This window comes from Dyella marensis, from assembly GCF_049532885.1.
GTDB lineage: Bacteria > Pseudomonadota > Gammaproteobacteria > Xanthomonadales > Rhodanobacteraceae > Dyella_D > Dyella_D marensis.
In genome coordinates, this window is sequence record NZ_CP064029.1 from 2,530,264 (window position 1) to 2,542,213 (window position 11,950).

The 11,950-nt window shown below is 68.9% G+C and carries 5 protein-coding genes; all 5 read left to right on the forward strand.

The features are described from left to right. Nucleotides 1–3: 3 nt before the first annotated feature. On the forward strand, nucleotides 4–3,174 hold the full coding sequence (locus ISN75_RS11115; protein WP_343821482.1) for an amino acid adenylation domain-containing protein: 3,171 nt from the start codon (nucleotides 4–6) through the stop codon (nucleotides 3,172–3,174). Continuing rightward, nucleotides 3,171–8,288, forward strand: a complete 5,118-nt coding sequence (locus ISN75_RS11120) for an amino acid adenylation domain-containing protein (protein ID WP_343821481.1) — start codon at nucleotides 3,171–3,173, stop codon at nucleotides 8,286–8,288. The genes ISN75_RS11115 and ISN75_RS11120 overlap by 4 nt, the downstream gene beginning before the upstream one ends. A gap of 104 nt (nucleotides 8,289–8,392) precedes the next feature. Next, nucleotides 8,393–9,280: a CoA ester lyase gene (locus ISN75_RS11125; RefSeq protein WP_343821480.1), complete on the forward strand. Its 888-nt coding sequence runs from the start codon at nucleotides 8,393–8,395 to the stop codon at nucleotides 9,278–9,280. Then, nucleotides 9,277–10,608, forward strand: a complete 1,332-nt coding sequence (locus ISN75_RS11130; protein WP_343821479.1) for an arginine deiminase family protein — start codon at nucleotides 9,277–9,279, stop codon at nucleotides 10,606–10,608. Before ISN75_RS11125 ends, ISN75_RS11130 begins: the two co-directional genes overlap by 4 nt. 67 nt (nucleotides 10,609–10,675) lie before the next feature. Continuing rightward, nucleotides 10,676–11,908, forward strand: a complete 1,233-nt coding sequence (locus ISN75_RS11135) for an aminotransferase class I/II-fold pyridoxal phosphate-dependent enzyme (protein WP_168647363.1) — start codon at nucleotides 10,676–10,678, stop codon at nucleotides 11,906–11,908. Nucleotides 11,909–11,950: the final 42 nt, after the last annotated feature.

The window sequence follows — 11,950 nt, forward strand, 5'->3', positions numbered from 1 at the left end:
CCCATGTCCCTCGCCCAGCAGCGCCTGTGGTTCCTGCACAAGCTCGAAGGCCCCAGCACCACCTTCAACGTGCCCCTGGCCTTGCACCTGGAAGGCGAGCTGGACGCGGACGCCTTGCAGGCGGCGGTGCGGGACGTGATCGTCCGGCACGAGGTCCTGCGCACCATCTTCCGCGAAGCAAACGGCGTGGGCGAGCAGGTCGTGCTCGATCCGGCCGCGGTCGAACTGACCTTCGAGCGGAGCGATGCCACTGAGGCAACGCTGGCGCAGTCGGCAAGGGCGTTCTCCGAATACCGCTTCGACCTGACCCGGGATATCCCGCTGCGCGCCGCGCTGTTCCGGGTGGCGCAGCGCCGCCACACGCTGGTGCTGCTGGTCCAGCACATCGCCAGCGACGGCTGGTCCTGGGCGCCCTTGATGGAAGACCTGAGCATCGCCTACGCCGCCCGGCGCCGCGGCGCCGCACCGGATCAGCCGCCGCTGCCGGTGCAGTACGCCGACTACGCGCTGTGGCAGCAGGAGTGGATGGCGCAGGAATCCGATCCGGACAGCGACATCGCGCGGCAGCTGGCGTTCTGGAAAGACAAGCTGGTCGGGCTTCCCGAGCAGACCGGCCTGGTGCCGGATCGCCCGCGCCCGGGCAGGACCGTCCATGCCGGCGACAGCGTCGAGGTCGACTTCGGTCCCGCCGTGCTGCGCGACCTGCACGAGCTGGCGAGCCGGCACCGCTGCAGCCTGTTCATGGTGCTGCACGCGCTGGTCGCCGCGCTGTTGACCCGGCTCGGCGGCGGCACCGACCTGCCCATCGGCACCTCGGTGGCCGGGCGCCATGACGAGGCCTTGAACAACCTGGTGGGCTTCTTCGTCAACCTGCTGGTATTGCGCACCGATACCTCCGGCGATCCCTCCTTCCATCAGCTGCTCGATCGGGTGCGCGAAACGGACCTGGCGATCTATTCGCACCAGGAGGTGCCGTTCGAGCGCCTGGTCAACATGGTCAATCCCTTGCGCCAGTCGTCGCAGCATCCCTTGTTCCAGGTGGCGATGGTGCTGCAGAACAATCGCAACGCCAGCCTTGCGATGCCGGACCTGGCGGTGCGTACGGAATTCCTGCCGCTGGGCACCGCCAAGTACGACCTGACGTTCGAGTTCATCGAGCAGTCGGAAGCGGATGGAAGCGCGCACGGACTGTCCTGCAGCATCGAATACATGGTCGATCTTTACGACCGCGCCACCATCGAGGGCTACGCCGAAAAGCTGGCTCGCCTGATCGCCACGGTGACGAAGCGGCCGGACCTGCCCCTGAGCCGTGTCGACCTGCTCGGCGAAGAAGAACGCGACCGCCTGCTGAACCAGTGGAACCGCACCGCCCGGCCGATGCCGCCAGGCACCCTGCCCGACCTGTTCGCGGCGCAAGCAGCGCGCGATCCCGACGCCGTCGTTGCATCCGACGGCGAACGCACGCTCAGCTACGGCCAGCTCGATCGCCGCGCCAACCAGCTCGCGCATTACCTGCGCGGCCTGGGTGTCGGCCCGGACGTGCTGGTGGGGCTGTGCATGGAGCGTTCGCTGGACCTGCTGGTGGCCATGCTCGCCATCGTCAAGGCCGGCGGCGCCTATCTGTCGCTGGACCCGGAGCATCCCGCCGAACGGCTCGCCGCCATACTCAACGAAAGCATGGCGCCCATCGTGCTCACCGAGGCGGCGTTGCGCGATCGGCTGCCGGCGCACTGGGGCCTGATGCTGGTCCTGGAGGAGCAAGCGGCGGAGATCGATGCGCAACCGGAGCTGGCGCCGCCGCACGGGTTGCAGGACGAGCATCTGGCTTACGCCACCTACACCTCGGGATCGACCGGCGCCCCCAAGGGCATCGTCGTCACGCAGCGCAACGTGATCGACCTGGCGTTCGATCACCGCTGGCAGGACGGCGGCGAGCGGCGCCTGCTGCTGCATGCGCCGCTGGCGTTCGACGCTTCCACCTTCGAGATCTGGGTGCCGCTGCTGCGCGGCTGGCGCATCGTCGTCGCTCCGCGCGGCAAGCTCGGCGCGCGGGAGCTGGCGCGCGCGGTCGTGGCGGGCGGGATCACCGATCTATGGGTCACCGCGGGCCTGTTCCACCTCATGGTCGACGAGGACGTGGCAGCCTTCGCCGGCCTGCGGCGGGTCATCTCCGGCGGCGAAGTCTTGTCGCCGCCGCACGTCGCCAGGCTGCTGGCGGCGTGTCCGCGGCTGACCATGTGCAACGCCTACGGCCCGACCGAAACGACCACGTTCGCCACCCTGCACCCCATGCGCGCCAGATCGCAACCGGCCGGCAGCCTGCCCATCGGCGCGCCGCTCGACAACATGCGCGCCTGCGTGCTCGACAGCGCCTTGCAGCTGGCATCGGTCGGCCAGGTGGGCGAGCTGTACCTCGGCGGGTCCGGCCTGGCCCGCGGCTATCTGTCGCGTCCCGCGCTGACCGCGGAGCGCTTCGTGGCCGATCCGTTCCATGCCGGCGAGCGCCTGTACCGCACCGGCGATCTGGTGCGCTGGCGTGCGGACGGCACGCTGGATTTCGTCGGGCGCGCGGACCGCCAAGTGAAGCTGCGCGGCTTCCGCATCGAACCGGTGGAGATCGAAGCGGCCCTGCTGGCCCAGCCTGGCGTGCGGCAGGCGGCGGTGGTGGTGCGCGAGGACCGGCCCGGACAGAAGCAATTGGTGGCCTACCTCGTCGGCGCGCCGGACCGCACGCTGGACACCGCCGCCCTGCGCCGGGCGCTTGGCGAGCGCCTGCCCGCCTACATGGTGCCGGCTGCGCTCGTGCCGCTGCCCGCGCTGCCGCTCACCGCCAACGGCAAGCTCGATCACCGCGCCCTGCCCGCGCCGGACTTCGACCGCGCGCAGGCACGCGCGCCGGGCACGCCGCAGGAACAGGCGCTGGCGGGCCTGTTCGCCGAAGTGCTGGGCCTGCACCAGGTCGGCGTGGACGACAGCTTCTTCGAACTGGGCGGCCATTCCCTGCTGGCGGCGCGCCTGATCTCGCGCATCCGCAGCGTCATGAGCGCCGAGGTCCCGCTGGCCGATATTTTCGACGCGCCGACGGTCGCCCAGCTCGCCGCGCGCATGGAAACGGCGCGCCGTCCTGCCCGCGCGCCGCTGCGCCCCATGCGCGCCACGGAATCCCCCTCATGATCCCCTTGTCGTACGCCCAGCAACGGCTCTGGTTCCTGCAGCAGCTGCAAGGCCCGAACACCTTGTTCAACGTGCCGCTGCTGCTGAAGCTGCGCGGCGCGCTGCGCGCGGATGCGCTGCAGGCGGCGCTGGACGACGTGGCGAGCCGGCATGAAAGCCTGCGCACCGTCTTCGCCGACGTCGAAGGCGTGGGCCGGCAGATCGTGCGCGAAGCCGCACAGGCCCGGGTTCCGTTCGAGCTGCGCGAGGTCGATGCCGGCGCGCTGGAAGCGGCGCAATGCGAGGCGGCCGGGCACGTCTTCGACCTGGCCACGGAAATCCCCATCCGCGCGACCTTGTTCCGGCTGGGGCCGGACGAGCACGTTTTGCTGCTGCTGTTGCATCACATCGCCAGCGATGGCAGCTCGCTCGCGCCGCTCACCGGCGACCTGGCGGCCGCCTACGCGGCGCGCTGCCGCGGCCAGGCGCCGGCCTGGGCGCCGCTGCCGGTGCAGTACGCGGATTACAGCCTGTGGCAACGCGAATGGATGAACGAGGCGCACGATCCGGCCAGCAGCGTGGCGCACGAGATCGACTATTGGACATCGGCGCTGGCCGGCCTGCCGGAACAGCTGACGATCGCCGCCGACAGGCCGCGTCCCGCGCATGCCAGCCACCGCGGGGCGAGCGTGGTTTTCAGAATCCCCGCGCCGGTGCACCGCCGTCTGCGCGAGCTGGCCCGCGAAACCCAGGCCAGCCTGTTCATGGCGCTGCATTCCGCGGTGGCGGCGCTGCTGTCCTTGCATGGCGCTGGCGAGGATCTGCCGATCGGAACGTCCGTCGCCGGCCGCGACGACGAAGCGATGGAGGCGATGGTCGGCCTGTTCGTCAACCTGCTGGTGCTGCGCACGGACACCTCGGGCCAGCCGGGTTTGCGCGAACTGATCCGCCGCGTACGCGCTGTCGATCTCGCCGCCTTTTCCCATCAGGCGCTGCCCTTCGAGCGCGTCGTCGAGCTGGTCAATCCGCAGCGCACCCAGGGCGCGCACCCGTTGTTCCAGGTCGCGCTGGTGCTCAACAACAATGCCGCCGCGGCCAGCGCTTTCGCGGACTTGCAGTTGACCCTCGATTTCATGCACGTGGCCGTCGCCAAATACGACCTGGGCTTCGGCTTCGTCGAGGAGTTCGACGCCGATGGCGCGCCCGCGGGGCTGGGCTGCGACCTGGAATACGCGCTCGATCTGTACGAACCGGATACCGCGCAACGCCTGGTCGACCGGTTTCTGCGCCTGCTGTCGGCAGCGACCGCGCAACCGGATCTGCCGCTGGACCGGATCGACCTGCTCGAGGCATCCGAGCGCCTGCATGTGCTGGAGCACTGGAACGCGACGGCGCACGCCGTGCCCGCGGACAATCTGGCCGATGCCTTTGCCGCCGTCGCCACGCGCACACCCGATGCCGTCGCGATGCGTGCCGGCGATCGGACGATGACGTACGGCGAGCTCGACGCGGACGCCAACCGTCTCGCGCACCACCTGCAATCGCTGGGCGTGGGGCCGGATGTGCTGGTGGGTTTGTGCCTGGAGCGTTCGCCCGAACTGCTGACGGCCACCCTGGCCATCGTCAAGGCGGGCGCCGCCTATCTGCCGCTGGATCCGGATTACCCCGCCGAGCGCCTGACGCAGATGCTGAGCGAGAGCATGGCGCCGGTGCTGGTCACGCAGGCGGATCTGGTCGACCGGCTGCCCACGCACTGGGGTGCGCTGGTCGTGCTGGAGGAAGAAGCCGAAGCGATCGCGCAGCAGCCGCCGACTGCTCCAATGCATACCTTGCAGCCGGCCCATCTGGCCTATGCGATGTACACCTCCGGCTCGACCGGCCTGCCCAAGGGCATCGCGGTCACGCATCGCAACGTGCTGGACCTGGCCCTGGACCGGCGCTGGCAGGACGATCGCCAGCAGCGCGTGCTGCTGCACTCGCCGCAGGTCTTCGACGCGTCCACCTACGAAATCTGGGTGCCGCTGTTGAGCGGACGCCAGATCGTGATCGCCCCGCCCGGCAAGACCGATATCGACGCCTTGGCGCGCACCATCGTGGACGGACAGGTCACGGCGCTGTTCCTGACCACGGCGCTGTTTCGCCTTGTCGCCGACCTGCCGGACTGCCTGGCTGGCGTACGCACGCTATGGAGCGGGGGCGAGGCAGCATCGACGCAAGCCTTCGAGAAAGTGAGGAAGGCCTGCCCGCACGCAAGGATCGTGCACGTCTACGGTCCAACCGAGACCACGACCTTCGCCACCTGCCATGCGCTGCCGCCGCTCTGGCAGGCCGATGGTGGCGTACCCATCGGCGCGCCGATGGACAACACGCGCGCCTACGTGCTGGATCGCCGGCTGCGCCCGGTTCCGATCGGCGTACCCGGAGAGCTCTACCTGGCCGGCTCGGGACTCGCGCGCGGCTATCTGCGGCGTCCCGCCTTGACCGCCGAGCGCTTCGTGGCCGACCCCTATGGCCCGCCGGGCGGCCGCCTGTACCGCACCGGCGATCTGGTGCGCTGGCGCGCCGATGGCCAGCTCGTTTTCGTCGGCCGTATCGATGCGCAGGTGAAGATCCGTGGTTTCCGGATCGAGCCGGGCGAGATCGAAGCGGCGTTGCGCGAGCAGGCCGGGGTGGCTCAGGCGGTGGTCGTGGCGCGCGAAGACCAGCCCGGGCACAAGCGCCTGGTCGGCTATGTGGTGGCCGCCGCGGGCCAGGCGCCCGATCCTGCCGCGCTGCGCCGCCAGCTCGGCGCGCGCTTGCCCGAGTACATGGTGCCGGCGGCGGTCGTGCTGCTGGAGGCGCTGCCGCTCACCCACAACGGCAAGCTCGATCACAAGTCGCTGCCCGCACCGGATTTCGTCCCGGCCGGACGCCGCGAACCGCGCACCGCGCAAGAGGTTCTGCTGGCGCGGCTGTTCGCCGACATCCTGGGCCTGGAACAGGTCGGCATGGATGAAAGCTTCTTCGATCTGGGCGGTGATTCGATCCTGGCGATACAGCTGAAGGCGCGTGCGCAGAACGCGGGCGTCGCCTTCGATCTGGCGCATCTGTTCGATCATCAGAGCGTCGCCAGGCTGGCGGCGATCGCCACTTTCCCGGTGGACGGGCAGGCGCGCCCGGTGGAGGCGTTCGAACTCATTGCCGAAGCGGATCGCCAGCTCGTCCCCGAACACATCGAGGACGCCTACCCGCTCAGCCAGGTGCAGGCGGGCATGGTGTTCTACAACCGCTACGACACCGCTTCGTCGCTCTATCACGTGGTCTTCTGCGCCTCGATGCGCCTGCCTTTCGACGCGGCGGCGATGCGCGGCGTGCTCGATGAACTGGCCCTGCGCCATGAGGTGCTGCGCACCAGCTACGACTTCGATCGCTACAGCGTGCCCCTGCAGCTGGTGCATCGATCCGCCAGCGTGCCGCTGGCCGTCGACGACTTGCGCGGCCTGGATGAAGCGGAGCGGGAGGCGGCGTTCGACCGGTGGTGCGGACAGGAATCGCGCAATCCTTTCGACGTCCACGAGCCGCCCCTGCTGCGTGTGTTCGTGCATCGCATGACCGACGCGGAATTCCGCTTCACCCTCAGCTTCAATCACGCCGTCCTGGACGGGTGGAGCGATGCCAGCCTGGTGACCGAGTTCATGCAGCGCTACCAGGCCAGGCTGGAGAAACGCACGGTGCCCGCCGTACCTCTGCCCATCAAATACCGCGACTACATCGCGCTGGAGCTGCAGGCGATCGCCGCGGAGACCACGCAGCGCTTCTGGCGCGACATGCTGGCGGGCTATCGGCCGGTGGAGGCGCAGCGCAGCGTCCTGCCGGTGGGGGAAGACGCGTCCCACGCGCCGCCGGAACACTACGCCTTGATCGAAATATCGAACCGGACCTTCGAGGGCCTGGTCGACCTGGCCCAGCAAAGCCAGGTTCCGCTGAAGACGATTTTGCTGTCCGCCCACATGGCCGCGCTGAGCGCGCTGACCGGCAGCCGCGACGTGGCGACGGCGATCGTCACCCATGGACGCCCCGAGGCGGTCGATGCCGAAAAGCTGATCGGCCTGTTCCTCAATGCGGTGTTCCTGCGCATGCGCATCGGCAGCACCAGCTGGCGCGGCCTGATCCGGGACGTGATGGAGGCGGAGAGCCGCCTGTTCCCGCATCGGCGCTATCCGCTGCCCACGATCCTGCGCGACAGCGGCTTGAAGAACGGGATCGGCGTCATCTTCAACTACATCCACTTCCACGTTTACGACCAGCTCAACGAACTGGGCAAGAAGCTCGACGTAGGCAGCGGCGAGGGGCATTCGGCCTTCCCGCTGGGCATGGATTTCCAGCGCGACGCAAACGGAATCACCGCCACGGTCACCGGCCATGGCCATCTCTACGACCTGGCCACGCTGCAGCGCTACGCGGATGGCTATGCCGGGGTGCTGAAGACGATGGCCGAGGCGCCGGACGCGCCCGTGGGGACGCGCAGCCTGCTCGACGACGAGGAAACTGCTCGCATCCTTGGCGCATGGTCGGCCGCCACGCGTGCGGTTCCCGGCGCATCGATGCCGGCGGGCCTGCGCGCGGAGAAGGTTCGCGCCTATATCCTCGACGGCACGCTGCAGCCGGTGCCGGCGGGCGTGACGGGCGCCCTGTATCTCGCCGGAGACGGCATCGAAAGCCATCACGCCGGTTCGCCCGCCGCGACGGCTTGCCGCTTCATCGCCCATCCGTTCGCCGCTGGCCGCCGCCTGTACCGGACCGGGGAGCTTGCCTATTGGTCGGCGGACGGCTCGCCGGTGCTACAGGCACCCGCCGGGCGCCCGGCGCCGGGCACGGATTCAGCCATCGACATCGAGCGGATCGACGCCCTGCTGTGCGCGCATCCGGCGATCGCGCACGCGTCGAGCGTGCTGCGCGAGGACGAGCCCGGACGCAAGCAGCTGGTGTCGTACGTCGTCACCGGGCCCGGCCAGTCCGTGGATGCGGATGAGCTTCGGGGCCGCGTGAGCCGGCTGCTTCCGGCTTATGTCGCCTCGACCCTCGTCATCACGGCGCCGCAGCCGTCCGCCGTGCGTGGAGCGCGCCTGGAGCAGGAGACTTCCATGCTGTGGTAGCGGCGGCCTGGCGGCGGAGGTCGCAGGATGCGTCCCGGCTCTGCGCATGCAGCACGGTGCCGGCATTTCAACCCGGAATGAGTGTCAGCCGATGGGTGGTGAACATGAAAAAGTTCAGCCGTTATTGCCGATCGATCCTCTTCACGCCCGCCCTGGTGGCCGAGCGATCGGTCAAGGCCGATGCGACGGATGCCGATATCGCCCTGATCGACCTCGAGGACTCCGTCGCCGCGATCCATAAGGCCGAGGCCAGGAACCGCGCCGTGGCGTTCTTCTCCAGGCCCTCGATCACGGCGTGCCGGCGCGCGGTAAGGATCAACAATCTGGGCAGCCCCGATGGATTGCTCGATCTGCTGGCACTGTGCGGGTGCCCGTACAAGCCCGACGTGGTGATGGTGCCCAAGGTCGAGTCGCCGCGCGATCTGGAGATCGCCGGCAGCCTGCTGGGCGGCGGCGTCGAACTGATGGCGATCATCGAGACGCCGCTGGGCATCGAGAACATCTCCGCCACGGTATCCACGCGGGCCTGTCTGACCGCGACGATCTTCGGCGCCGCCGATTTCGCGCTCACCACCGGCATGTCGATCGATTGGCACTCGCAGCACTACGCGCGCTCGCGCCTGGTCACCGCTACGCGCGGCGCCGGCCTGCATCCCCTCGAATCGCCCTGGTTCGACGTTCGCGACACGGACGGCATGGTGACGGCGGCCAGACGCGCGCGCGAGCTTGGCTACGGCGGCATGGCCGCGGTGCACCCGTGCCAGGTGCCGGTGATCAACGAGATTTTCTCCCCGAGCCAGGACGACATCGACCGTGCGAGGCGCCTGGTCGCCGCGAGCGCCAGCGACGGCAGCGGCATCTGCCTGATCGACGGGGTCGCCGTCGGCGCGCCATTCATCGAATCCGCCCGGCGCCTGCTGCAGGAGTTCGACGCGCCGCGGCCGATGGCCAAGGACCGTTACGCGGAGCCAGCGAACATGGGCCGGGCATGAATGGCCTGACGCGCAGGATCCCGTTGGAGGAAGCCGCCGCATCCGCGGCGCCGTATGTGGTTTCCGACATCGCGCCGTTGCGGCGCGTGATCGTCAATGCGCCATCGCCCACCGATTATCACCTTGAGGTCGCGACCGGCAATTTCCTGCACTACAACCCGCCGGCGGTGGAGGCCGCGCGGCAGCACGCGCAACTCGAACGCCTGCTGGCGGCCTCCGGCGCGGAAGTGCTGTCGATGGAGCGGCTGCTGGACGAGGCGATCGAGGAAGCCCGCGGCAAAGGGCAATTCGCGACCTGGCTGCGCGCCTCCCTGCCCCGCCTCGCGCCCTGGGCCGGTTCGGCGACCGGCGCCACGCTGCTGGCCCGCGCCGGGCAGGTGCAGTTCCAGACCGATGCCGAGGGCATCTACCGGCATATCGTCGACCATCGCCTCGGGCTTGCCTTCACCCGCGACCTGGCGGTGATGACGCCGCGCGGATGGATACTGGGCAACTTCATCTCGCCGTCGCGGCGGGGCGAGGCGGCGCTCATGCGGTTCGCGGCGGAATTCGCGCCCTCGCTGCGCCCATACCCCGTGCTGTTCGACGCCCTCGAAGCGGGGCTTTGCCTGGTGGGCGGCGACCTGCAGGTCGTCGACGAGCGGACCTTGCTGGCAGGCGTGGGCCATTGCACGGATCCGCGCGTTGCCCCGCTACTGGCCAGGCGGCTCGACATGGACGTGATCGCCGTGCGCATGCGCGGTAGCAGCACGGTGCGCTGGCAGCCGGACAGCAGCGTTCTGACGCATATGTTCCTGCACCTGGACAGCTGCTTCACGCGCGTGGACAACCGGCTCGCGGTCGCGCTGCCCTATTTCCTCGAAGCTGCATATGCGGATCGCGATCCGCTCACCCGGTTTCTGAAAGGCCTGCTGGTGGAGCCCACCGTCGACGCCGCTCAGACGGACGCCGCCATCGCCAGCCTCGCGGGCATCGGATGGGTGCGCCGCTACCGCGCCGGCAGCGGCGATGTGGACGACAGCTGCGAAGGGATGAAGCTGGTCGACCTGGTCCGCACCTGGGGCTGGCAGGTGGACTTCGTCGGCGGCGCCGCCACGGATGCTCTCGACATGGAGCATTTCTTCCGTGTGGTGCTCGCCGAGCACGACAAGCAAGCGTCCAATCTGGTGGCTACCGCGCCCGGCCGGGTGCTCGCGTATGCCGATGCGCCGCGCACCCATGCGGCGCTGCAAGCCCGCGGCGTCGACGTGCAGACCTTCGATGGCCGCGATCTCTGGCCGTGGTGGGGCGGGCCGCACTGCCTGACCTTGCCGCTGGAGCGCGGATGAGCCGCTCCGTGCATCCCTTTCCCTTCGCACCGGCGTATCGCCGATCCCCATCAGCCAGGAAACCGCCATGAACCAGAGCGAGTCGAACGACATCGTCGGACCGCATCATTATCGCAATGCCGAAGCCATGCTCGCGCATGGCGAGCGGGTGTGGCTGCGCGCGGCCGATAGCGGATTGCTCAATATCCAGGTCGACCACGAGTCCAACGATCGCCTGATCGTGCGCGACACCGGGCACGAGTTCACCTTGCTGTGCTCCTGCTCGTACCTGGGCCTGAACCACCACCCGAAGATCATCGAGGGCGCGGTGTCCGCGCTGCGCAAGGCCGGGACCACGGGCCTGTCGATCGCGGAAGTGCGCGTGCGGCTGAAGCTGCTGGTCGAACTGGAGGAAAGCCTGCGCGATCTCTACGGCGCGCCCGCGCTGCCCGGCGTGAGCTGCAGCGTGCTCACCGCCGGGATCCTGCCGCTGATCGCCTCCGGACACATCGGCGGCGGCAGCGGCCCGCGGGTGATGGTGTTCGACCGCTTCTGCCACTTCTCGATGGCCTACATCAAGCCGATCTGCGGCGACGAAGCGCTGGTGCTGAATTGCCCGCACAACGACCTGAACTACCTGGAAGACATCTGCAAGAAATACCCGCGCGTGGCCTATGTCGCCGACGGCGCCTATTCCATGGGCGGGCGCACCGCGCTGGAGGGCTTGCTCGATTTGCAGGACCGCTACGGGCTGTTCCTCTATTTCGACGACTCCCATGCGCTGTCGATCGAGGGGCCGCGCGGCGAGGGCTATGTCCGTTCCAGGATGGACATGAATCCCCTGACCATGATCGTGGGCTCCCTGGCCAAGGCGTTCGGCGCCTCGGGCGGCGTGGCCATGCTCGGCAGCGAGCGCGATTTCCAGTTCCTGTATCGCAACGCGGGTCCGGTGACCTGGTCGCAGAATATGGACGTGGCGGCGGTAGGCGCCTGCCTCGCCAGCGCCGAGCTGCACCGCACGGCGGAACTCGGCCAGCTGCAGGCGAAGCTGCAGCGGAACATCGATGTGTTCGATCAACGCTTCCCTACCCGCTTCGCGGGCAACGGCCTGCCGATCCGCCTGATCGACGTGGGCGACGAGGATCTGGCGGTGCGCCTGTCCGAACAGCTTTACCTCGCCGGCTACTACTGCTCGGCGGTGTTCTTCCCGATCGTCGCGCGGGGTGCGGCCGGCGTGCGGGTGATGCTGCGCGCCGATCTGGAAGCCGATCGCCTGGATCATTTCTGCGACGCCGTCGAATCGCTGATGGCCAGCGCATGAGTGCCATACCGTCAGAACAGCAGCCGTCAGGAGCGCAGCCGT